The 23,526-nt window shown below is 50.5% G+C and carries 20 protein-coding genes and 3 pseudogenes; 13 read left to right on the forward strand and 10 right to left on the reverse strand.

The window, feature by feature from the left end:
* Nucleotides 1-3,361 (reverse strand): Ig-like domain-containing protein (locus DOU50_RS10550; RefSeq protein WP_148769350.1); only part of this gene is annotated, 3,361 nt, incomplete at its 3' end.
* Between the two features lie 757 nt (nt 3,362-4,118).
* On the opposite strand from DOU50_RS10550, the gene DOU50_RS10555 reads away from it, so the two are divergent.
* From DOU50_RS10555 to DOU50_RS10565, 3 genes are read left to right on the forward strand one after another with little or no spacing between them, the layout of a single operon-like run.
* Entirely contained in the window at nt 4,119-4,646 is a 528-nt protein-coding gene (locus tag DOU50_RS10555) for a tetratricopeptide repeat protein (RefSeq protein WP_024908319.1), read from the forward strand.
* Between the two features lie 7 nt (nt 4,647-4,653).
* Complete coding sequence (locus tag DOU50_RS10560; protein ID WP_080350491.1) at nt 4,654-5,184, forward strand: sigma-70 family RNA polymerase sigma factor; 531 nt, start codon at nt 4,654-4,656, stop codon at nt 5,182-5,184.
* On the forward strand, nt 5,181-5,972 hold the full coding sequence (locus DOU50_RS10565; RefSeq protein WP_148769351.1) for an anti-sigma factor family protein: 792 nt from the start codon (nt 5,181-5,183) through the stop codon (nt 5,970-5,972). Before DOU50_RS10560 ends, DOU50_RS10565 begins: the two co-directional genes overlap by 4 nt.
* On the opposite strand, the gene DOU50_RS10570 is transcribed toward DOU50_RS10565, so the two are convergent.
* The 3 genes from DOU50_RS10570 to DOU50_RS10580 all read right to left on the reverse strand — a co-directional run bounded on the left by DOU50_RS10570 (nt 5,964) and on the right by DOU50_RS10580 (nt 7,378).
* Complete coding sequence (locus DOU50_RS10570) at nt 5,964-6,521, reverse strand: YceI family protein (protein ID WP_032645317.1); 558 nt, start codon at nt 6,519-6,521, stop codon at nt 5,964-5,966. The genes DOU50_RS10565 and DOU50_RS10570 overlap by 9 nt on opposite strands.
* A 68-nt stretch (nt 6,522-6,589) precedes the next feature.
* Nucleotides 6,590-6,934 carry a cupin domain-containing protein gene (locus DOU50_RS10575; protein ID WP_024908323.1) on the reverse strand — a complete coding sequence of 115 codons (345 nt, stop codon included), beginning with the start codon at nt 6,932-6,934 and terminating at the stop codon, nt 6,590-6,592.
* A gap of 87 nt (nt 6,935-7,021) precedes the next feature.
* Nucleotides 7,022-7,378, reverse strand: a complete 357-nt coding sequence (locus DOU50_RS10580) for a hypothetical protein (RefSeq protein ID WP_008502540.1) — start codon at nt 7,376-7,378, stop codon at nt 7,022-7,024.
* Nucleotides 7,379-7,774: 396 nt separating this feature from the next.
* Here DOU50_RS10580 and DOU50_RS10585 point away from each other — a divergent pair, with 396 nt between their 5' ends.
* The 4 genes and pseudogenes from DOU50_RS10585 (at nt 7,775) to DOU50_RS10600 (ending at nt 11,125) form a co-directional block, all read left to right on the forward strand.
* The gene (locus tag DOU50_RS10585) at nt 7,775-8,089 is read left to right on the forward strand and encodes a hypothetical protein (protein WP_024908324.1); all 315 of its coding nucleotides are present in this window, start codon (nt 7,775-7,777) and stop codon (nt 8,087-8,089) included.
* Nucleotides 8,090-8,394: 305 nt separating this feature from the next.
* Nucleotides 8,395-9,192: a nucleotidyltransferase domain-containing protein gene (locus DOU50_RS10590; protein WP_148769352.1), complete on the forward strand. Its 798-nt coding sequence runs from the start codon at nt 8,395-8,397 to the stop codon at nt 9,190-9,192.
* A 127-nt stretch (nt 9,193-9,319) separates the two neighbouring features.
* Complete coding sequence (locus DOU50_RS10595; RefSeq protein WP_148769353.1) at nt 9,320-10,096, forward strand: isocitrate lyase/PEP mutase family protein; 777 nt, start codon at nt 9,320-9,322, stop codon at nt 10,094-10,096.
* Nucleotides 10,080-11,125, forward strand: a pseudogene (locus DOU50_RS10600) (bifunctional transcriptional activator/DNA repair enzyme AdaA). The gene DOU50_RS10595 and the pseudogene DOU50_RS10600 overlap by 17 nt, the downstream one beginning before the upstream one ends.
* Before the next feature lie 146 nt (nt 11,126-11,271).
* Here DOU50_RS10600 and DOU50_RS10605 read toward each other — a convergent pair.
* Both DOU50_RS10605 and DOU50_RS10610 read right to left on the reverse strand, forming a co-directional pair.
* Nucleotides 11,272-11,739 carry a hypothetical protein gene (locus DOU50_RS10605; protein ID WP_148769354.1) on the reverse strand — a complete coding sequence of 156 codons (468 nt, stop codon included), beginning with the start codon at nt 11,737-11,739 and terminating at the stop codon, nt 11,272-11,274.
* 2 nt (nt 11,740-11,741) lie between these two features.
* Nucleotides 11,742-12,002, reverse strand: a complete 261-nt coding sequence (locus DOU50_RS10610; RefSeq protein WP_024908329.1) for a hypothetical protein — start codon at nt 12,000-12,002, stop codon at nt 11,742-11,744.
* 39 nt (nt 12,003-12,041) lie between these two features.
* Between DOU50_RS10610 and DOU50_RS10615 the strand changes: the two are divergent.
* The 6 genes and pseudogenes from DOU50_RS10615 to DOU50_RS23685 all read left to right on the forward strand — a co-directional run bounded on the left by DOU50_RS10615 (nt 12,042) and on the right by DOU50_RS23685 (nt 16,596).
* Nucleotides 12,042-12,488, forward strand: a pseudogene (locus DOU50_RS10615) (STM2901 family protein).
* Nucleotides 12,488-12,802, forward strand: a pseudogene (locus tag DOU50_RS10620) (DUF1493 family protein). The pseudogenes DOU50_RS10615 and DOU50_RS10620 overlap by 1 nt, the downstream one beginning before the upstream one ends.
* A gap of 569 nt (nt 12,803-13,371) precedes the next feature.
* Nucleotides 13,372-13,599, forward strand: a complete 228-nt coding sequence (locus DOU50_RS10625; RefSeq protein WP_072051147.1) for a DUF1272 domain-containing protein — start codon at nt 13,372-13,374, stop codon at nt 13,597-13,599.
* Between the two features lie 211 nt (nt 13,600-13,810).
* On the forward strand, nt 13,811-14,554 hold the full coding sequence (locus DOU50_RS10630; RefSeq protein WP_148769355.1) for an LEM-3-like GIY-YIG domain-containing protein: 744 nt from the start codon (nt 13,811-13,813) through the stop codon (nt 14,552-14,554).
* Nucleotides 14,555-15,041: 487 nt separating this feature from the next.
* Nucleotides 15,042-16,064: a hypothetical protein gene (locus DOU50_RS10635; protein ID WP_063135096.1), complete on the forward strand. Its 1,023-nt coding sequence runs from the start codon at nt 15,042-15,044 to the stop codon at nt 16,062-16,064.
* 307 nt (nt 16,065-16,371) lie between these two features.
* Nucleotides 16,372-16,596 (forward strand): hypothetical protein, encoded by a 225-nt coding sequence (locus tag DOU50_RS23685; protein ID WP_074133796.1) that lies wholly within the window; start codon nt 16,372-16,374, stop codon nt 16,594-16,596.
* A gap of 203 nt (nt 16,597-16,799) precedes the next feature.
* On the opposite strand, the gene DOU50_RS10645 is transcribed toward DOU50_RS23685, so the two are convergent.
* From DOU50_RS10645 to DOU50_RS10660, 4 genes are all read right to left on the reverse strand, one after another.
* Nucleotides 16,800-17,369: a hypothetical protein gene (locus DOU50_RS10645; protein WP_063135094.1), complete on the reverse strand. Its 570-nt coding sequence runs from the start codon at nt 17,367-17,369 to the stop codon at nt 16,800-16,802.
* 411 nt (nt 17,370-17,780) lie between these two features.
* Entirely contained in the window at nt 17,781-19,088 is a 1,308-nt protein-coding gene (locus tag DOU50_RS10650; RefSeq protein ID WP_123828905.1) for an McrC family protein, read from the reverse strand.
* Complete coding sequence (locus DOU50_RS10655; protein ID WP_148769356.1) at nt 19,085-21,241, reverse strand: AAA family ATPase; 2,157 nt, start codon at nt 21,239-21,241, stop codon at nt 19,085-19,087. The genes DOU50_RS10650 and DOU50_RS10655 overlap by 4 nt, the downstream gene beginning before the upstream one ends.
* 579 nt (nt 21,242-21,820) lie before the next feature.
* Nucleotides 21,821-23,500 carry an SgrR family transcriptional regulator gene (locus DOU50_RS10660; protein WP_148769357.1) on the reverse strand — a complete coding sequence of 560 codons (1,680 nt, stop codon included), beginning with the start codon at nt 23,498-23,500 and terminating at the stop codon, nt 21,821-21,823.
* Nucleotides 23,501-23,526 lie beyond the last annotated feature (26 nt).

Genomic DNA, 23,526 nt, shown 5'->3' on the forward strand with positions numbered 1-23,526 from the left:
TGCCGCCGTTGACCGTGTCAGTGATGTTGATAACGTCGTTCGGCGTACCGGTGCCGCTCAGCACCGGGCGCGGATCGTTGGTGGTGCCGCCATCGGGAACGGGGCCGGTGATCTGGGTGACGCTGTCGGTGACGATCGGTGCCGCAGGGGGAGCCGGCGGGTCGGTGTCAATGGTGATGGTGACCGGCTGCGACGGGGCGCTTTCGTTGCCCGTGCCGTCCACGTTGGTGACGGTCAGGGTGATGTCATAGGTGCCGCCGGCCAGGGGGGATGGCGGCGTCCAGGACCAGTTGCCAGCACTGTCCACGACAGCGTCGCCGATTTTGACGCCGTTGCCGTAGATCGTCACGGTATCGCCCGCCGTGCCGGTACCGCTCAGGGTCGGCGTGGTGTCGCGGGTGATTTCTCCCGGGTTCAGCGGCGTTTGCGTTGTGCCGCCGTCAGGATTGACGGTAATTGCCGGGATATCCGGCGTGGCAGGTGCGACGGTATCCACCGTCAATACAAACGGGCTGGAGATAGTGGTATTGCCGGCGGCATCCGTGGCGTGAACCGTCAGGGAATGCGGGCCGTCGGTGAGCGGGGTGACCGGCGTAAAGCTCCAGCCGCCGCTGCCGTCGAGGGAAGCGGTGCCGAGCAGGGTTGTGCCGTCATAGACGGTGATCACCGCATCCGCCGGAGCGGAGCCCTGCAGCAGCGGCTGGGTGTCGTCGGTGGTATCGCCGCTGGTGAGCGGGCCCTGAACGCCGCCGACGTCATCGGTCACGGTGGCAATGGTGGCAGCCGTTGGCGGTGTGGTATCGACGGTCAGGGTGAAGCCGCTTGACGGCTGGCTGGTGTTGCCCGCCGCATCGGTGGCGACAACGGTAAAGGTATGAGGCCCCTCCCCAAGCGGCACGGTGGGGGTATAGGTCCACACGCCGTTGTTGTCGACCGGGGCCGTGCCAAGAACGGTGCCATCCAGGCGGATGGTGACCGTCGAGCCTGGTTCAGCCGTGCCGTTGAGCGTCGGCGTGGTGTCGTTGGTGCTGTCGTTGGGGTTGAGCGCGCCGAGGCGCTCCGGCACATCATCCAGCACCTGGGTAATAACCGGGGCAGCAGGCGCGACGCTGTCAATTGTCAGCGTCCAGGTGTTGGAGACGCCGCTGGTGTTACCTGCCGCGTCGGTCGAGACGGCGGTCAGGGCGTGCGGACCCTCACCGATTGGCGAGGACGGCGTAAAGGTCCATGCGCCGAGACCATCGGCAACGGTTGTGCCAATTTCAACACCGTCCACGCGCAGGCTGATCGTCGCGTTTGCTTCGGCGGTACCGCTGAGCGTCGGGGTGGCGTCGTTGGTCGTGGCATTTGGGCCGAGTAAGCCAACAATTCCACCGGGCACATCGTCCACGACTTGTGAAATCACCGGGACGTCAGGTGCCGTCCCGTCGACGTTAATTGTCCATGCGGTTGATATTCCGCTCAGGTTACCGGCGGCATCCGTCGCCGTTGCCGTCAGCACGTACGTGCCATCGGTCAGCGGTGTGGGCGGCGTAAAGCTCCACTGGCCAGAGGAGGGAACAACCACCGTACCGAGGACATCGCTACTGTTGGAGATCGTGATGGTCGAGCCAGCTTCACCCGTTCCGTTAACGGTTGGCGCCCGGTCGTTTGTAATCCCGTTAGGGCCCACGGGGCCTGTGGTGGCCTGCACGTCATCAATCACAGATATGATAACCGGTGTCTGCGGCGGGGTAATATCCGGTGCCGCCGCGGAGGTGGTTGGACTGGTGTTGCCTGCCGTGTCGGTGGCGTCAGCGGTCAGGATTTCGCCGTTGAGCTTCGGCGGGGTCAGCGTCAGGCTGAAGTTACCCTGGCTATCGGCAACAACTGGATTGCCAACGAGTGCGCCGCCTTCACGGATAGTCACGGTGCTGCCCGGCTCTGCAATGCCGCTGATGGTGCCGCCATCATTCGAAACGACGAGGTTTCCAGGGGCTGACGGCGGGGTAGTATCCACAGTAAAGGTGACAGGTGCTGATGCCGTACTCTGGTTTCCGGCCGCATCGGTTTCAGTGACGGTTATGGAGTGTGTCCCGTCCGGCAGCGGAGCGTTTGGCGTAACGCTCCAGGTACCGTTGGGCTGCACCGTCGTTGTGCCAATCGCCACGCCGTTATCATAAATGGTGATGGTTCCACCTGGCTCGCCCGTTCCCGCCAGGAGCGGCAGTGAAGCATCCGTAGGCGCGCCCGACGTAATGGTCCCCCTGATAAGACCTGTATCGTCGGTCAGCACAATCGCGGTCGGGGCGTCCGGCGGAGTAAGATCCACCGTAAGAGTAAACACCGGTGAGGCTGGCCCGGTGTTGCCGGCGGCGTCGGTTGCCTTCACGGTAATCTGGTGAGTGCTTTCACTCAGGTCAACTGACGGGGTAAAGGTCCAGGTGCCGTTGCTGGCGACGATTGCCGTACCAATAGCGACTCCGCCGTCATAAATCGTCACGGTCGAGCCCGCCTCGCCGGTGCCGGTAAGCTGTGGGCGCTGATCGTTGGTGCTGCCGCCGTTGGACACCGTCCCCGTCTGCGGGGCAATATCGTCGATTACACTGCCAATCGTTGGCGCATCGGGCGCGGTTATGTCCGGCGCGTTGAGCGTTGTACCCGGGCTGGTATTCCCGGCGTTATCCGTCGCGGTGGCAGTCACCTGCTCGCCGTTGGTCAGCGGTGTTCCGAGGGAGACGGTAAAATTGCCGTCGCTGCCCGTTTTTCCGGTGCCAACGACATTGCCGTTCGCGTCTTTCAGCGTGATAGTGCTGCCCGGTTCGGCGGTACCGGTAACGGTCTTGCCATCTGAAGAGAACTTAATACCGGAAGGTGCATTCGGCGGCGTTGTGTCCGGATCGGCAGGATCGACGGGGATGTTGGGGTTGGTACTATTGTTATTACCGCCATCTCCACCACCGCCGCCGGTACTTGCCGCAGCCGCGATACCGCCTGCAGCGACAATGCCGCCGAGGGCCCATGGCCAGAAGGCGGCACCACCGGCATCACTTCCTGACGCCGCAAGCAGTACGTTCGTAGACGCGATAGATTCGTACGTGGCGGCGCCAGCCGGATCTTCAATCCACCATAACGCGCCGTTGCTGTCCTGCAGTACCAGCTGGCTCACGCCCTGCGCGTCCGTGACGTAGAAATTTTTTACAGTGATCACCTCGCCGGAGTGCAGCGTAACCAGCAGATCGTTACCACTTCGCGCGAAGTGGGAGACGCTCGCTCGCTCGACATGAAGCTCAACGATGGAGGAATGGCTCAGCGTGACCTGTGTGCCTTCCATTTTCGTTTCTACGCCAGTAAGTTTCGAGATAACAGAGATTTGGCTCATTTAGTTATTACTCCAGCAGATGTGTCATAAACGGCGAGCAAGACGAGCCATCTCTGCAGAAGGTAAAGGGCGCCCCCGGCGCAGTCGCTGTTATAACGCAGCACTGACCGTTTTTTTAGCGCGCACGATGCCCGCCAGGATTCAGAGTGGCAACATCAGAGCGAATCTAATTTTTTATGCAAGAGAACCGTTTTATTCGTGTTTTATGTTTTGTAAAACCCTGTAATTAATAGAGGAATTATTTTTGAGGATATAAAATTGATATAGACAGAAAACATGGGTTGTGCAAATTAAGCTTTCGCAAATAAGTGCGAAAACAAGGTGGAAGGCATTGGTATAGTGATGTCGTCAATAATTAGGATGATGCAATCAGTTGTTTTATATGGCTTTAATTTTAGTATGTAATGTTTTTTCTTAGCGTGGTTTACGCACTGCGATAATTGGTAGGGAATGTTTTGAATATAATGTAAAACGATATTCTTTAGGTTTGCTTAATGTTAATTTAAGTTAAGGTAACGTTTTTGATATAAAATATATTATGTCACTTGCACTATAAAATATATTCTTATGTGAGGTGAAAACTCTGCTATCACGCGAAATAATAACGTTAAGGAGGGGATGAGATAACCTGATTTATTTTCATTGGGCTACAACGTCAGCATGATTTCGCGACAGCAAAAAAATGACGCGGAGAATGAATAAAACTCATCAGTCGGACGTTTACTGACGTCACACCCCACTCACCCTGGAGCTTTATATGAACACGACCTCGTTTCGTTTGATCCCGGTGCTGATTTTTTCCCTGCTGTCCCCACTGGCGCTGGCGATGGGCAATAATAGTACCGAGAGCAAAACGCCCGACTGTCCTGCCGGACAGGTGTATGACAGCGCTACTCAGAAATGCGTGCCGGACAAGAGCAGCAGCCTCAGCGACCAGGACAAAACCAACTATGCGTACCATCTCGCGAAGAAAGGAGAGTACCAGGCGGCGCTGAATCTGCTTGATTCGCTGAAAAATGGCAATACGGCTGAAGCGTGGAACTATCGCGGGTTCGCCACGCGCAAACTTGGCCGTACGGACGAAGGCATTGGTTACTACCAGCGTGCGCTGGCTATCGCCCCGGATTATGCCAAAGCCCGGGAATATCTCGGTGAAGCGTGGATGGTAAAAGGACGTCCTGACCTCGCGAAAGAACAGCTGAAGGTCATTGCCGGTATTTGTGGCCAGTCCTGCGAGGAGTACCGTGACCTGCAGGCCGCCATTAACGGACATCCGGAATCCTGATTTTCTCGTGGAGGGAAAGCCCATCGCTACCAGTGAGGTTCGTCAACAGTTAGCCGCACATCTGTCGCGTCTCTGGCGCTATGGGCTGGTGCTGTCGCGAAACAGGGATATCGCCGAAGAGCTGGTTCAGTCCACCTGCGTGCGTGCGCTTGAAAGGAGCAGCCAGTATACGCCGGGCACACGCATCGACAGGTGGCTGTTCGCGATACTGCACTCCATCTGGATCTCTGAGCTTCGGGCTCGACACGTGCGTCAGGGGCAGGGATTTGTGGCCAGCGACGAGCTCCTGGCACCGGACACCCGCGAACAGGATGAGACGCGTCTGCATTACCTTAAGGTGATGCAGCGGGTCAACACGCTGCCTGAAGCCCAGCGCAACGCGGTATTTTTGGTTTATGTCGAAGGCTTTACCTACCAGGAGGCGGCGGACACGCTGGCGGTGCCGATCGGTACCGTGATGAGCCGGCTGGCAACGGCACGGGCTCGGCTTGCCAGGTCCGCTGACGCACTGCCTCCGGTAAAGGAGAAACGCTATTGAACGCGCACCGTTTTGCACCGCCCTATAACGACGACGCTATCGTGGCATGGATAGATGGCGAGATGTGCCGCGCCGACGCACAGCATTTTGAAGAACAGTTGAAACGTGATGAACGCCTCGCCGGGCGAACCAACGAACTGATGAAAAGCAGCCAGGATTACGCCGGGGCGTTTGCCTCCCTGCTGGATGACGCGCCTCTGGAGACAATGCAGGCGCGTCTGGCTGCTATTCCCGAACCACAGTCCTCCACGGCGCCTGGCGTTAGCAGGCGGTCGCTAATTGCCGCATCGGTCAGCTTTTTGATGGTCGGCTCCGGGCTGGGCTACCTGCTGCGGCCCGCTTCCGCGCCAGCGGATGAGAATGCCCATATTCGCGACCTCGAAGCGCAATATATGTCCCTGTATAGCGTCGAGACGCTGCTGGATATGGACAGCGCAACGCCGATCCTGCAGCGCGGGCTGGAACGGGCCGCACAGGATATCGGCATAAAGCTGCACATGTCGCAGCTAGTCCTGCAGGGGGCAGAGTTGAAGATGGTGCGAATGCTGCGCTATGAAACCACCTCTATCGCGCAGATTGCCTGGATCAACGCCGACTTCGGCCCGATGGCGCTCTGTATTTCTCCTGTTGACGAGAAGACCAGGGCCTCTCTGCGCCAGGAGCAGCGGCACAGCATGAACCTGGCGTGGTGGCAGGAAGCGGGCTACCAGTTTGTCCTGATTGGTCGCAATCCGCCGTCTCACCTGCGGGGAAACGCGGAGCAGCTACAGCGGCTCATTTCAGGATGACGGCACGTCGTTTGTCTTAATCGCAATGGCGATGGCAATACGATCGTCCACGACCAGCGCAAACTTATCCATCCCGTAGGACGCGCGCGAGATCGCCGTAGTGGCATCCAGGGTGAGGACTTGCGCATGCGGGTCTTTCACTACGGCCTCCAGGAGCACCGGGCGGGCAATGTTACGCACGGTCAGCGTGCCGAACACCCTGAACCGCCCGTCACCCAGGGCGACCACGCGAGAGCTGATGAACTCGATAGTCGGGTAGTGCTCAGAATCAAAAAACATATCGCTTTTCAGCTGCCAGGTAAGCAGCTTGTTTGAGGCCACCAGAGTTGCTACGGGAATGGTGACGTGAATATGGTCGTCGACGTCGTTTTCCGGGTTGAGCGTCACGGCGCCCGTCACGCCGCTGAACGTCGCCCAGGAGAGGATGCCGCCGAAGGCATGCCACGATAGCCGAATGGCGGTGTTATCGGTGTCGATAATGTAGCTTTTTGGGGCAGCTAACGCCCACGGACAAAACAAAATCAGCACTATCACCAGGCGTCGCAGCATCTCAGGATCTCTTTTAAGGGGGCAGGGAGTAAACGCGTCACCCCCGGGATCTATTCGACTTTTGTGCGTCAGGGTGTTTTAACGATATCCACCGAGATTTCGACGGCGGCGATCGGGCCCCGATTTTCCAGCCAGTGGACCGTATTATGGTCTTCCGGCCACCCGACGCCGGGACCGTAATCGGTGGCGATACCGTTACGATGATCGGTGATGGTCCCCTCAAGGATAAAAACGGTTCCGGGGCGATCGATATGATCGTGCACCGGACCAAAGACCGCGCCGGGGGCGAGCGTCACCCTGCGCATGCGAAGCTGTCGACCGTCCATGCCTGCGATCTCCGGGCCCAGATCGACGATGGAAAGCAGTTCAACGGTAACGCCCTGGGTTTCTGGTGCGGTTTCTTTGTGGCTCATGACGGTGCCCTCCTGAAACAAGTTTAGCCTTCAGGAAGCAGGGTGGGAGGGAATAAAAAAGGCCGCGTATGCGGCCTTTCGAAGGGATTACTCAGTGACTTTCTTTTCCAGCTCGCTGGCACCTTCTTTGGTTTTGTTCCAGCCTTTCTCAGCGCCTTCTTTGGTGGCATCCCACCCTTTCTCGGTGCCTTCTTTGGTTTTATGCCAGGCTTTCTGGGAATCTTCGCTGACCTTGCTGCCAAAGCTTTCGCTTTTACCTTCCGCAGCGTGCTTCTGTTTCAGCTTCAGTTCTTCACCTTTATTCTGCTCTTCGTGCAGTTTTTGCTTTGCCTCGTTGGCGTTTGCGTTCGCCGCCGCGACGGTATCGTCAGTTGCATGTGTGGTCGCAGCAAATACTGGGGAAGCCAGCAGAACGGCAGATAATGCGATAATTGTTTTTTTCATAATATCCTCATTTAACGTTATCGGTTATGAGCGTGATTCAGCATGGCACAGGCGAAGCGGGATGGCTTTAGGAAAAAACTGTAATGAGATCAATGTGCCCTGATGAGGGGGGGGCCTGAGGATTATCCAAAGGATAAAAAGCCTATTTCAACAAGGGCGGCGAGGGCCAGGAGAATGAAGATTATGACGGTTATGGGTTTGTACATGTTGGGGTTCCTTCCGGGTTGGGGCGGCTAATCCGTAGCGCTGGGTGATGTGGGTAATTTTGCACAGGCGGGGGGAGAGGGTGTTGATGTTTGTCAAAGCCAGGGGAGTACAACATAAACAACCAGCCGGTAGGTCGTTATGTTTTAAAGATCAAGATATAGTAGCTTTGATTAGAAGGAGGGGAATAGCATGGCGATAACGGAAGAAGCGTTGCTTAGATCTGGTTTCACAAAAGAAGAGCTGCAAAAGCTTAAACGCTACGTGGATACTCAGCGTTCGACGCTGGATATTTTGCTTCCTGCGCTTTCAAATCGGTTTAAAGGGACTGTTATATTTTCAGTCGTACTTACGGTTCTGTTCATACTGGCGGTTTGCTTCGCTTCGCGAGAAAATATCATTTCATCAGGCATTGCTGTAGTGTTTATCTTTGGTATCTTCTGTTGGATGACCCCCCTCAAATTAACGTATAAAGCCTGGCGTTTTAAGCAGGATTATTATCAATAGACAGCAAGTCAAAAACAATTTTTGCGTTTATGCCATATCCAATGATTTTCATGGTGAGTTTTGGCCGACTCATAGAGTCCATATAATCTCATAAGGACTGCTTTGATGCCTTTACTGGTACGACTATGTTAGTCAGATATCCGAGTAATCGACGATGGTCAGAAATTTCTCCGAATTTACAGGGCAATATAACGCATCGGGAGAACCCTCTTAGGACATTATTGTTCCTGCAAAAAATATCTGGCCTGCCTGTTCACTGCGCGATATCCTGAAATGCTTTGTCTTTTTTGTGAACAGGAAAAAGTATGCTTAGTACGTTACCCGATTTACACAGAAGTTTTGCAGAGCAACTTAAGCTTAAATTTCAGGCTGATTCGCGGATTCACTCCCTTCTCGCCGGCGGCTCGCTTGTTCATGGCGGGTTTGATAAATATTCCGATCTTGATTTTGTCGTTGTGGTAGAGCCTCTCTACTATGACGAAATCATGGCTCAGCGTATTGTGTTCGCCGGAACACTGGGTCACCTGCTCCATGCTTTCACCGGTGAACATGTGGGAGAGCCTCGTCTGCTTATCTGCCTGTATGGTCCCGAACTCCTTCATGTCGATCTGAAATTTGTCACCCTGGAAATGCTCACTCAGCGCGTTGAGGAGCCCGTGGTGTTATTTACCCGTGATAACACCGCTCTGGAGCGCCAACTGGCAAAATTTAGCGCTCACTGGCCTGATATGACGCCGGAGTGGTTTGAGTCCCGAGCCTGGATCTGGCTTCATTACGCGGTGGTGAAACTGGGAAGAGGAGAACTCTTTGAAGCGATAGGCATGCTGGCATTCTTCCGGGAGCAAGTGCTGGGACCTATGCTGTACCGTCGAGCAAATCTACCGCAACGTGGGGTTCGCCGCATCGAATTCCTCAGCATTGATCCTGATGACCTGTTGGCTTCCACGCTGGCAACGCACGATCGTGATTCCGTCAGCATGGCCCTCAGAAAGGCTGTTGATGCTTATATCACGCTGCGTGCTGATGCGCTGCCGGAAAATATCGCGGACGATGCGGCCCGTTGGGCGGTCCTTGCCATGCTGAAAGCCGGAACCCGAGCCTGAAAGATTTTGGTCTGTTCCGCCCCCCATGTTCAGACGACGTTTGCTAAAAAATGGTCGTCTGAATTTCGGTTGTGAGGTTCTTACTGAGTGCTTAGATTCATTTTCAATCTATCGAGAGGATATGAATATGAACTTTGCAGAACGCCACTATCAGCATGAGCCTCTTCTTATCGCCAACGTCTGGGATGCCGCCAGTGCTGTCGCAGCGCAAAAAGCAGGCTATCAGGTACTGGGAACGTCCAGTGCAGCTATAGCGTCCACACTGGGATATGACGACGGCCAGGAAATGCCGTTTGATGAGTTATTTTATATGGTCACCCGGATCCGGGCTGTCAGCAACCTGCCATTGAGCGTTGTCATGGAAGCAGGGTATGGAGATTCAGCCGAAGAGATAGCAGCCAATCTGAGGCGCCTTGCTCAGGCAGGCGTTGCAGGCGTTAACCTCGAAGACAGCCGAGTCATAAACGGGGTTCGTCAGCTTGACGATGCCTCTGATTTTTCCCGTAACCTGAGAGCAGTGTGCAATATGCTGAGAAGGGAAGATTATCGTCTGTTTCTGAATATCCGGACTGACACGTACCTGCTCGGGCATGAAGACGCGTTGCAGGAGACGATATTACGGGGTCAACGCTATAAAGCTGCAGGTGCCGACGGCCTTTTTGTTCCCTGCCTGACGTCAGAGAAAGACATCAGACTCATAGCAGAGGCAACGGGATTGCCCCTGAATGTCATGTGTATGCCCGATCTACCGTCATTCGACAGGCTGAAACGGGCCGGGGCAAGCCGCATTTCAATGGGCAATTTTGTTCATTCAGCGATGCAGTCAACGTTGACTGATGTCATGCATGCGATCCGAGCGCGTCAGACGTTTGAAGGACTTTTTAGTGATGAAAATAACCGATAAGAATTTATGCGATATCTGGTATCAGGCATTACTTGAACGTTCTTCAGAATATACTGGCGTGTTTTTTGTTGGCGTCAAAACCACTGGCGTATTCTGCATTTCGGTATGCCGGGCGCGAAAGCCCAAACGCGAAAATGTCGAATTTTATAAAGATGCCAAATCTGCCCTGGCGGCTGGCTTTCGTCCCTGTAAGGTCTGCAGGCCCGCTGAAAATGCGCACAGCGCGCCATTATTCGTTGAGCAGGCGCTTGCGCTTGTCAGGCGCGATATTAAATCCCGTGTAGCAGACGCGGAGCTTCGTCAGCATGGCATCAGCCCGGAGCGGGTAAGACGCTGGTTCCTGCAACATCACGGCATCACTTTTCAGGCTTTCCAGCGAATGCAGCGGGTGAACGTTGCCTTGCAGGAGCTGAAAAGCGGACGAGGGCGACTGACGTTGCGCTGGACAATGGCTATGAATCACTGAGCGGGTTTGGTTACACCTACAAGCGGCTTACTGGCGCAGCGCCGACTCAGACAACCCTGGTGATTATTATTCACCGTTTTACCACCACGCTTGGGCCTATGTTTGTCTGCGCGACAGAGCGGGGAGTCTGACTGCTGGAGTTTACCGATCGCCGGATGTTGGAAACAGAATTCCGCGATATACAGCGTTTATTTAACGCCAGAATAGTCACCGGAGAAAACAGCCATACCCGGCAGACAGTAAAAGAGATCGGCGAGTATTTTGCCGGAACGCGCCGACAGTTTGATCTCGCTTTAGATGCTCCGGGCAGTGATTTTCAACAATCCGTCTGGCATGCGTTGCGTGCTGTTCCCTATGGACAGACCTCACACTATCAGGCCATTTCACTACGGCTTAATAAGCCAAATGCTGTGCGCGCCGTCGCTGCAGCTAACGGTGCCAACCGGATTGCCATTGTGATCCCCTGTCACAGGATAATTGGAAAAGATGGTGCGATGACAGGTTATGGAGGGGGGATTTCACGCAAAGAATGGCTTATTGAGCATGAGAGAAATAATGTTTAATGGCGTGACATGTTGAGGTAATAAAAAGCCCGAAGGGCTTGCACCGTGCGGGCTTTCAGGACTTCATCAGACGCGGAGTCTGAATACTTCTCAGGAGCATTTATCCAGCTCAGCGGAAAGCCTTTTCATTCTGATAAATAGTGACTTCAGCTTACGTTTTTCGACGCCGGTGCGGCAGATATCGTTATGTACTTTTTCAGACCTGACTTCCGTTTAACCCCTTTGGGATCGGAAACAAAAGGAAGCCGCAAGCGAGGTGAATCGGACACTGTCAGTGTCCAGATATAATCCCCAATAAACCTGAAGTCCACGCTATCGTCAGTGACCTGGAGATCCGCAAAAGTTCCTGTCGAGTACTCATTGCCCAAACGAACAATTTCTTTAAGCCCGTCATGAACGTCAATAAGGGCAATTGTCAGGGATTCTTCAAAGATAATGTCATCCGTCAGAAACAGGATGTAACGCTGCTCATTAACCTGGACCGCTGCTTCAAGCACTTGCCCCGGTACAATAATGCCGGTGCTTTTACCATGGAGCACAATGTCAGATTGATCCTGGGATACGTCGGTAGCTTCGTGAACCTTAACCAATGCTATTGAATTAACCTGTTGCATAATCAATTCCACAAACGTCCCATTTCCCATGCAGCAAGAGCGCCGCCGACGAAGCCGCCGATAATGGTGTCAAGCGTGCCAGAAGTCGACTTTCCCCATTGAATGATAAAGCCGTCTGGCAATTTATGGTATCCATTGAAGCCTGAAGATGTGCAGAGTTGACTTGGTTTGCATTCTTTCCCTACGTTCCTTGTAGCGGCAATGCCTAAATCCAAATTTAGGATAATATTGTGGAGTATGTTCTGGACGATACCAAAGGCCATTATTTGGATTTATTTCGTCAGCTTAAACAGGGAAAGGCGATGGATAAGACCGAACAGTTAAACGGAACATACTTTTTTGAGGGAATGAGCATCGATAAAGAGGAGCTACTTTACTGGCTTATTCTGGATGAATTTAAAAAGCAGTTTAGTGATGTGATTGATTTGATGGCAATTGCTTCCATGTTAGTCAGCTTGCCGGTAATTCCTGTCAGTGGGAAGCTGGGGGCTGGCGCTGCAACCAGGGGAACAAGCCCGCTTTCTCTTGGCCTTCGTACGCTTATTCGACAGCGTTTTAAGCAGGGCCGTAGAACCATCACTTGGGCAAAACTCTTGCGTGGCGAATAGGCATACACAACCAGTATAGGGGCATACATCGGGAGATGGCTCCCTTGGGTTGGCGCCGTACTGACGGCCTATGACCTTGCCATGATCACCCATAACGTTATCCACCGTTATCAGCTTATCGTTGGGCCAGGAGAAAGGTAATGACAGACAAAGCCGCACTCGTCAGGGAACTCATTAAAAAACACTTATGGGAAATGTCGGACGATACCTCTGTAAGTACAGGGAAATAAAGTGTACTGCCGGAAGATATGACTGATTTTCTTGAAGAATATTCAGAAAGTCTGGATGTGGATATGTCTGGCTTCGTCTTTAATCGTTACTTCCCAAACGAGGGGATTCGCTTCCTGCCAAATGCGATATTGCCCCGCTATCTTAGAACCGATCATCATGCGCCCGAGCCGTTGACAGTAAGGATGCTTATTGAATCGGCAAATGCAGGGCGTTGGCTTTTTTAAGGGTGCCAAATGTCTTTTGAGTAATCAGGGGAAATACTTTTACTTTTGAGCTGGAACCAGTTGACTGTAAAAGTCGAAAAATACTGCCTAAAGCTGTCTTTTGCTGTTTTCCTGCAACTACAGACACAAAAAAGCCCGCAGGGCTTGCGCCATGCGGGCTTTCAGGACTTCATCGGATGACTCTGGTAATCACCGATGGAGAATTTTGGGCTGGCGTCCTTGTAATTGGTGGGGGAGATGGTTGAGTTTGTTGGAGATTTTGATTTTTTGCGAGAAAGGGAAGGCGCAAAAAGAGTGGCGATGATGTTGATATAGAAGAGATTTTTTTATCTGTTTGATTTTTAAGTTGATTGTTGGGAGCAGGATTTTCCGTGCTGGTTTAAGCTCTGGTGGACGCTATAGGCTTGTCGTTCGTTTCCGAAAGTGAGCGTTTCTGTCTGATAATTCACTCTCTTGAATTTTCCAGACTGTAGACCATGCTCACCTAATACACACTAACAACTGAAGGCGATACAGGTAGTTTGCCTTTGATATATCTAATGATGCCCCTTTAACAATAAGAGAGCACCATGCTTGAACTCCGTCCTAATTGCGAATGCTGTGATAAAGATCTGCCACCTGAATCAAAAGAGGCATTCATCTGTTCATTTGAATGCACATTCTGCGTCGATTGCGTGACCCAACGACTTAATGGCCGGTGTCCGAACTGCGGAGGGGAGCTGGTGCGACGTCCAATACGCCCCGAAGCATCCCTCCTGCGACACCCTGCATCCAGTCAGCGTCGCTATAAACAGTAGAGATGAAAACTATGTTCGCTCCTTGCTTATAACGCTCTTCATGATCTTGCTAGCCCTCCGCAGAATGCCACACGCGGACGTTGCTAACTTTGGTCCTTATTTATCAATGGGGGCAGATCAGTCAATCTATATGCTATTTGTTTTGCTCTTAAGTTCTGAACTATAGTGCCGATAGGGAAATTAAGTACTTTTGTCCTAAGGAAGCAAGGTTGTGAAAGATTTTTCAAAATACTCGAAAGCGTTAGGGATGGCTAAGTTCTATGTCTATGCATTTTATGACACTGAAGATGTATTAAAAAAACCGTTTTATATAGGCAAAGGCAAGTCAGAACGCTGTCTTGATCATATAAAGTGTAATGATGGCTCTCCGAAATCAGAACGAATTAATCATCTGTTAAAAACAGGAAATCTGGGAATCGACATACTACGCCATGGCATGGATGAGGCAACCGCCAAGCTTGTTGAAGCAACATGTATTGATCTCTTAGGTGTTGGAGAACTGACCAACAAAGTACGAGGAAGCAGCTCACTTATGGGGCGAATCACGCTGGATGAGCTCAACCATCTCCTTCTTAAGCAAGAGACGGAAATTGCACCTGAACATGCAGGGCTCGCTTTTTTGCTAAACAGCACCTACAAGTCTGGCATGAGTGCACTTGCATTATATGAAGCTACGCGTGGCGTCTGGGCAAAAGTACCAAAAGATGAAAACCTGCAATTTGCATACGCAACCTACGGCGGTTTGGTGATGGAAGTCTACGAGATACAGTGCTGGCTAAAGGCAGGCTCTCAACAGTACTTTACTCGGGAACTGATTATCCCCCCCGAAACCAACCGTTCAGAGTTTGTTGGGCGAATTGCATCACCAGAAGTCAGAGAATTATACGTAGGCAAGCTAATCAAAAAATCGCGCAGTCACGGTAGCCCTTTCGTAAAAGTTGGGCTGGCACAATAAACCGACTTGCTTTCCATCCATTGGTTAATACACCTTAATGCTTCTCATGTTGTTGAGGCTGCCAATGTCCGCTTCGTGCCAGGAGCGGACATAGCATCCGCTAAAGTAAAAGCAGGAGTTAATACCTGTGAGGGGTAAAAACGCCTATCGATTAACAAGAGTTACTGTAGTGATTCACAATCATGAAAAAATTTTCTTTATACAGAGTAAGAAGCCATTTAATATGGTTAGAAGATTTAATTTAAGAGTAAAGGATATATACTATATGGCTAATCAACTTATGTTAATGGAGCTATAAAATGAAAACTTCAATGAGTTAATCGGTGGATTAAACAAATATATCGCCCCTGGACTTCAGAGAGATAAGACTAATGATTTTCAAAAATAGATTTCTGAACAAGCAGTGAAAGTGTGGGGTGTTAGCTAATACATCAAGATATACTTGAAACGGATAATATATAAAGTCACAATCAAAGGTAGATGAAAAATGTTAGACTTAGAATATGCTGTAACTGAACCTTTTTTAAATTACCATTTATTTCATGAAGGATTAAATACGAAGGTTAAGGTTTTAACCTCATCACTTAATCATGTGATTGAATATTTATTGACGCCAGGCAATGAAAATAAAATGAATGAGCTCATTAAGAAAACTGATAAATCTTGGCAATTCCCGCCGAATTTTTCACTTCCAAACCCTCCAGTCGATGAATCAAGTTTAAAAAGTAAAATATCATCAAAAAGACCAGATAAGGTAGATGATAATAATGAATTGGATTATCAATTAAAGAAAAAAGAATTAGCGCAAGAGATGCTGTATTGGTATGTAAGTGAAATGGCTATATTTGGCAGTTTTTCTGCTTTGGATGATTGTATTGTCGATATTGATTCTTGGTTTTCAAGTTGGGCGATGTTTAATAACACTCAAGATAAAAAATCGGAATCAACCAGTAGTAACAAAATTGAAAGGTTATATGACTCACACGAATGGGACATGAAAAACATAAAGACATTCCTTCCGATTTATGAGTATTTTTCAGCAGTTAGAAATTCAATAGCTCATAGGCAATCCAAAGCATCTCATAAGCTATCAGAGATATCAAAATCCCAAGAATTAAAAGAGTCAGTAGAGAGAAACTTCCCAAAAGGTAAACCATTAAGTGAATTTGAATATAATGAAGATATATTCATCTCTCCAAAAACGTCGTTGCTTTGTTCTCACATAATAAGATTAATTTTCGAAGACATCAATAAATACATCATAAAAAAAATGGGTATTGAAGGTATCATCTACATGTCATGCAAACTTGCATTTGAACCATCATCTTATAATGAAAATAAAGTTGTTAACTTAGCTAAAAATAGATTAAACGAAATCGTTAGTGGTCGATATCATGTTATTATAAAAGGTGAAGATGAAGCCGTTAAGGTTGCTGAGTCACTTGGTATTTGGCGTGATTGCGCTAAATTTCATGCGAACAATATGAGGAAATTAGATCCTAAATTCTAACCTTATCGCGAAATAATTTATGTGCCAGAGTTTCCCTGGCGCTATTGCGATAATGTTTTATTGGCTATGCCTCGCAGATTAACACAGGGCGATGTTAAAAGTCGCCCTTTATAGTCAGAACAGTTTCCTACTTCCGCTCCTCTCTCATCGCTGTCGGTCAGATAGTAGGGGAGCAAATTGCCATGGACAGAATCACCGCAAAATCCACCAGAACGAAAACGAATATCACCCCTACATTTAGTGGTGGCTACATGAAGGTGGTTCATCTATTCTTCTTGTATCAGCGGGCAGGCCGGAGTCACTCTTTGTGGATAATCTCATCCTTCAGAAAACCATTATTATCTTTATTCTCATCCTGTGGGTAATCGATGAATTCAGGGCCAGGAAAAGAAAATATTCTGACCCCGCTATTGAAGCAGCTGATGCCAGAGAACGCCATGAATGGCGCTATCTCAGATGGGGGTTCCGGACTATACAAGTGGCAGCGACAGTGTATATCTTCGTTCAGCTGATTCAGGTATTACTGAGATAAATACCACAGGCAGGTATAACTGGACAAAACATCTTACTGTCCAGTTGAGCCTCGGTGATCGCCGTTATGTAGGTCACCTGAGTGCCAAGAGCGGACATTGCAGAAGCTATGTCTCGTGAGGTCAAATATCAAAAAGCGTATTGTCTGCTGTCATTAAGTTTTATGCCTTTTTTGACCTCATGTTTTTTAACGTTTTATATGCCTTACCTACGAAGTATCATCCTGATGAATTTATTTTTTTCTTGCAGCGTGAACTTTGGATTAAACTCACAATCAAGAAACTCGCCCTCATCATCTCCAAACTCGTTCTCAAACCCGCAGACTATAAATTTATTGCTAAATTGTTCAAAAAGATAATCATGATAGCTAATGAAGAAGTTTGTAAAATTAATGTTATAAAAACATTCAGACAAACGACCAGATTCCGCGTGACTCGCTCGGTTTGAAGTACCATCTTCATTAGCAAATACGCGTTCTAGATATTCCAGTGTGCTTCGTTCAATCTTTTCAACCTCGGTTTTCGTAAGATCATCTCGACATTTAAAAGCACAAAACAAATAATAGTTAGGATTGGCAGAACTATATGATCGACTTGAAAGGTCATCCATGGTCAAACCTACCTTAGCAAATCCGCTGTCTTTAATATCAGCTCCAAGATATAACCATTTTGTTAATGACTCGAAATCTTTTTTATTTCTTTCATGAAGCCACGCCATCTTATAATCTGCATTTGGATCAAGTTCTAAACCATATTCAACCTTTTGTTTTTTCATATTTTCCTCTGAAAATTGATATAGAATCGGTATCAATAGGTGGTAAAATAGCTTGAGGCTGAGATTTTCAAGGCTACCCGACTAGTTACGATGCAACAGAACGACATCGACTGCAATTCAATTTTGAAAATATCCGGTCTGGCTGAAGTCGAGTTGGTCAGATCCGCTGATCTGCTTCAATTAATTAACACGCGGAAATGTTAGTAATGCCCCTTGGTGGTGAGAACAACAATTTCGTACTTCAGCTTCTCGCTCATAGCGGACATGTCCTACTGTCTATTCTCTACGTACCAAGAGTATAAGCCCAGTATATTAAATGCATTAAATGATCATGTAAGTTTGAGCATAAATCATGGATTGAGGTTATTGAGAGTGCCGAGCCTCAAGGTGCACCGGCCTTGCCTTTTCACCTCACTGCGTGTTGATGCCGAGAAGGTTAATTAACTGCTCGACAATCTTGTCCTCATCGAGAACCAGATCCACACTAGCCACCTGTAATTGTTCCTTGCCTGCTAGAATCCTATAGCCTGCATTCAGAGGTTGCGTTCCCAGACCTGCATGATGTGGATAGAGAAGCATAACTTGTGGGCAGTGATAAATCCGTGCATAGGCCATCATCTGGTAGACATCAGCCTGCGATATGCCATGCCTGGCATCTTCGGGATGACGACCAATACGCTTCCATTTAGTGTCTATGATCATAACAATCTGATGGTCCCGCTCGATAAGCAGATCCGGTCGGGTCTGGAAGCGTGGTTTGCCTTCTTTTACGTCCTCGATCAGACAGTATAACCTGCCTGCCTGTGCACGAACCGTCCATTCCGTACCGCGTACAGCACGCTTCGCCAGCGCCGCTATATATGCCTCGAACAGGTCGTTCATTGGGAAAAGCAGTGTAATCCCGTTCTGCGCTCGTTTATCGTGGTGTGTAGCTTGCCAGTCGCGTCGTAGGAGAAGACGTGCCAGATTGTAGAGGGCTTCCCAGCGATGATTGGTTCGGTCGATCCGTACCTGTGACCACGGCAGATGACTGAAAGGGACGTCGCTAACACCCGCTAACAGGATGCGCAATTCATTCAGACGACGGAGCGTATCAGCAGCGCGGGCATAATGGTGAAGCAGAACTACACACGCCTTCATAATTCGAAGTAGGGCGGTATCAGCCGACAGTTCGTCGTAACGACAGGCGAGACGGTCGGGGCGGACGGCAAGCGTAGTGAATTGTCGTTTGATATTGAGCCTTCCGCGCAATGAGGGCAAATCGTCTTCCTGTGCCAAATAGGTGCGCGGTAATCCCCGATGTACTTCAGATAAGAGTCGCTCGGCGAACAAGCGGATGAGTATCTCTAGCAAGCTTTCAGCTTGTCTCGCCATTGTTGCAGCCTGTCCATTGCCGAGTTTAAGGCCGAGGGCGACATCAAGCATACGTATCAGGCGATTGCGTATTGTGGCGTCCGGTTCTATCGTCTCGTCGTCGAATTTGGGCAGGATCTCAAGGCTACATCCCGGAGCGGCAATGACCCCAACTATTTGCCCGGCAATAATTTTGTTATGGCGATCGATTAAGATATTAGTACCGTGCTGATTTGCCAGCGGATGCTCGCGCGCCGCCGTAAGCAGCGCGTTAGCCTGAGGGCGGGTAAAAGCATGAGGAGCGTTTATGCTGCTTTCAGTGTTCACACAAACACCACCCCATTCGCGAACCGTGAGGTGCGTCATTCTTTCGATTCACCAGCCACCTCAAGATCGGTGACATTTAACGTTCTGGTTTTGCCTATCAGTCGATCAAAGGCGTCATTTCTGAACGGTGCACGTACCGACCAGCTTGATAATGGTTCCCCCTCTATTCCGGGTGGCGGTAAAATCTGCTCTTCCTGCATAAAACCATCGCCCAGCACTGTCGCGATTCGGCTCCAGTCCTCGAAGAAATACTCTTGTAACAGCGGTATGACCTTATTGCGCACTGCATCTTCAACTTGTGCCCTGGATTCACAATTGATAAAGAAGGCGTGTCCAATGCGATATTCCCGGCCTATAAGATATTCAATACGCTGGTTGATGGTGGTAAGAACGGCTTTGAGATCGATCCCCTCTACTTCACTTAGCAAGGTCGCGTCGGGAGCCATTTCCCGGAAGTTGAATCGCCGCCTTAATGCTGTGTCGAGCAATGCGATGGATCGATCGGCGGTATTCATGGTGCCTATGATATGAAGGTTGGCGGGGATGCCAAAATCTTTCTTTTTCGAATAAGGCAGAGTTACGGTGAGTGCATCAGGCATTCCAAGACGTTTATCCGGCTCAATTAACGTAATCAGTTCACCGAACACTTTCGAGATATTTGCCCGGTTGATCTCATCAATAATGAGGACGAATTGTTCTGGTTGTCCTTTAACATCGGAACTATTATCTATGTTCTCTGTACTTGAGAGCAGTCTGCCTAGCGCCGGGATATTCACACGACTGGTGGCAATGGAATAGAGCGTCCGCATGGTGAAGTTACCATCGATAATTGTATCGAGTGGCAGTGGTTCATCAAGGGTCAGTAGCCAGCGAACTGGGCGGCGGTGGGCATAGTAACCTTCGGCTTCAGGAACGAAATAGTAATCACCAGTTATTTCAGCGATAGCGCGAAACGCAGTGTTCCCGTAAGGGACAATCACGATATCACCAGGCTTCATTTCGCAACGGAAGGGATAGGTTTGCGTCCAGTTACTAGGCGTCAGATTCCCTGGATTTTGCTTGATCCATTCATCATGAATCGCGTTGAACGATGAGAATCTATCCGCGCTCCAGTCTATGGTCCCACCCCAACCCAGAGCGATATACCCATTGTCGCGGGCATCTTCATACACATCGTCTTCGGTGCCAATTATCCCTTGCCCCATTTTCCAGAAGCGTTTTTGGGATAGTTGCAGTGCCGAGGCATCTGTCTGTGCACGGGGTTGTGTTCTGGCCTGATCGGCAAGGGCACAAATTTCTCTGAAGAGCCCCGGCGTAGGCATGAGTCTGAATCCAGCAGACGAAGACTCATCTTCACCGATTTCTGGACGAAGGCCCTCAACGAAGGTTTCGTAGTCATAGCTCTGGTGGAATGTGACGAAAGAGATCCTCTTTTCTGCCATCAGTTCGTTATAGCGCGCCATCAGGGCCGCACGCCCATCTTTTGAGTTCGGATAGGCATCTTTGCCATCGCAGAGCGCTACGGCTTCCCTCGCCGTGTGATAGGTCTTTCCGGTACCTGGAGGACCGTAAAAAATAAGGTTAGTCGGAGTTGGTTTAGTCTGGGCCACCAGTTCGCTTCCTTCCGTAAGGATGAACGTATATTTCCGGGTTGTGCTCTTTTTAGGCCCTTCCGTCACCGGAGGGGGAACATCCGCTAGTTCCTGAAATTTTTGACCATCAAGAGCCTGACAGATGTTCGGCCATCCCTTGTCGAGACCCATTTCAGTATTCAGAGGACCAACTACCAGGGTGACACTTGCGTCACCTCGCTCTCTGGCTGGGGTGATGTAGTTTTCAAGGACATAATCCCGAATTTCGTCGGCCTGAGAGTCATCACCGCTCAGAAAACGTCCATATTGTCCGAGCCAGCTATTCCAGTTGGACAATCGGTTAAGCGGTTGCTCTGATTCAGGCATTAGTAACCGATAGTCATTGCCGTTGTCTTTGGCATCACGGCGAATCTCTTTGATCCGCTGCCGCAATTGCGCAAATCCATCCGCCTGGTAGGCTGCATCCAGATCTGCATGAGGAGAACCAAGTGCTGCGAGATTTTTTTCTATAGTTTTGACAGCATAAATACGGGAATTGAGGCCTGCTTGCGTTTTGGCGCCTCTGCTCTTCAACCATTCCTGAAATTCAACTTCGAGCATTTCCGATGCCCTCTCATTTTCGTTAACTTACTGATAGCTATCATTGTGGATGATGGAAGGGGCAGTACTGCAACTCTTCGCTACAGATTGCCAATACTATTAATCTTCCTTGCTGATTGTCTCGCTTGCGGGGCGAAGGGTTTGACCAACCTGACATAGCAGACAGGCATCATCCTCGAATGTCATGGTCCCTCAGGAGTGCAGCCCAAGCGCTGTGTCGCTTACCGTAAACATAGCACTATGGATGCCTCGGTCAAGGTATGTTTTTCCATAATTTATTGATAAGAAACAATAATAGTTATTATGTAATGATTTGAACCTTTATGAGCCTTTTAATAAATCGTCATGTCCAAAACTATGTAGCAGCTGAAGGTATAGGCATTGAGAATGGGCATTTTAGCTTCGTCTACCGGACGTTCTGAATGTAGGTATCGGTAGACCGTAAAGGGTGCTGCGGATGGATTTGATGGAATCGCCCATACGGATGGCCAAACGTTCCCCCACCCCAAATCCCGCACTTCTCTCCCTTACCCTTAAAGGCCTTTAAAGGCCCTTTAGCGAGCTTTTGCGGGCGTAGCATTATTCGAGCCAAAGTTGGCTAAAATCCGGCCATCCCAGCGTATTTAAATCCCGCCAGGTAAATGACTTCTCGGTCGCAAATTCCATCCAGTGATGCAGCAAAGGAATGACATATCGCTGATGGGTCATCTCATGGAAAAAGGCGGCAATGGTGGCGAAGGCCTGTTCATCATCGCTGTTCAGAATAGTCGGCAACAGGGCGTTCAGGTTTTGTCGCTGGGTTTCAGGCAGTCGCGTAAATAGCGTGGTGGACGCCAGCCATTCCAGAAATGCCGGAACCGAAAGGGTATCGAGCATAAAGTTGCTGAGCCAGATATCCGCAGGGGGGCGCGGCTGGCTGTTAAAGCGGTCAAATGCGTCGATCCGTATTTCGGCGCGAATATGCCAGCGCTCAAGCTGGCGGCGAATCGCTCCGGCAAGCTCCACCAGTTCCGGCTGCTGAAAGGTGCTGATGATCACCGGCTGACGCAGGTTAAACGGCGCGGTGATCCCGCCAAAATCCACCGGGCGGTGGTTCCACTGCGGCAGCATGCCCTGAGCAACCGAAAGGATGCGCGCATATTCGTCGGGAAGCTGCGTCTGGCTGAGGAGTTCGACAGGTTGCAGCAGGTAATTGATAAACCGTCTTCCGGCTTCATCCGCAAAGGCCCCGTCATTGTCGAGCAGCACAAAGCAGCACCCCTGCTCTAGACTACGCTCGTTGAGCGGGCGGTCATCCTGCGCCTCCTCGCCCCGCAGCAGGGGAATAAAGCTCATGCTGATATGCTCCGGAGCCCAGGTGAAAATGGTGATCTCATCCAGTCCGGGCCGCGCCTGGTGCCAGTGTTGATTGCGCCGCAAAACCATAAAGTTGTCGCTGTGTTCCTGCAGGTGGAAAGCGCCAGTACAGCGGATGTGGCCGTGCTGGTAATCGAATAGCATCGTCGGCTGGGTGGCGAGCAGGCAGTCGAGCCGCATGACTGGATGATGTGTTTCAATCACCAGATGCCAGGGGGCGTCAGCGGTGATGGTTTTGATTGGTCTGATAAGCGGCGCGAACTGCGGGCTTTGGCTGGCGGCGAGCAGGCAGCGCTGAACGGCACTGGCATCAAGTTCGCTGCCATCGGCAAAGCGGGCGGTGGATTTCAGCCAGAACTCCCAGCGGGTAAAGTCGTCGTTGTGGGTCCAGTAGTGGGCGATATCGGGAACGATCCTGCCCTGAACGGCGTCATAGCGCGTCAGCCCGCTCAGGCATTGGCGCAGGAGATGGCGTTCGGTCCGCCGTAGGGGAACGAGCGGATTAAGCGGATCCAGATTGCGATAGTAGGGGATGCGCACCCGCGTTTCGCTGCTTTTATCCTGTACCCCAAAGCGCCACAGGCTCAGGCGATCCAGCAGATACTTGTCGTTGCCGATAAACCGCAGCACGTTGCCGTAATCCTGCTTCTCCAGCAGCTTATTGACGTTCTGGCTGAACAGCTTTTCCGGCGAGGTTAACAGATGGAGCCGTGAGCGCTTGCCGCGTCCGCGCTGCGGCTGCCAGTCGAGCCATTTTTCCTGATGCATCTTTTTCAGCGCAATACGGCAATTACGCACCGAACAGCCGAAGATGGCGGCGATCTCCTGCATCTGTAATTCGTGCGTCTGGCCTGCGCCGTAGCGGGCGTGCAGCCTGCGAAAATGCGCCTCGAAGATACTCATGTGATGGCCTCCCACCGAACGTGATT

Origin of the sequence: Enterobacter sp. C6 (genome assembly GCF_008122455.1) — a bacterium.
Taxonomy (GTDB): domain Bacteria; phylum Pseudomonadota; class Gammaproteobacteria; order Enterobacterales; family Enterobacteriaceae; genus Enterobacter; species Enterobacter pseudoroggenkampii.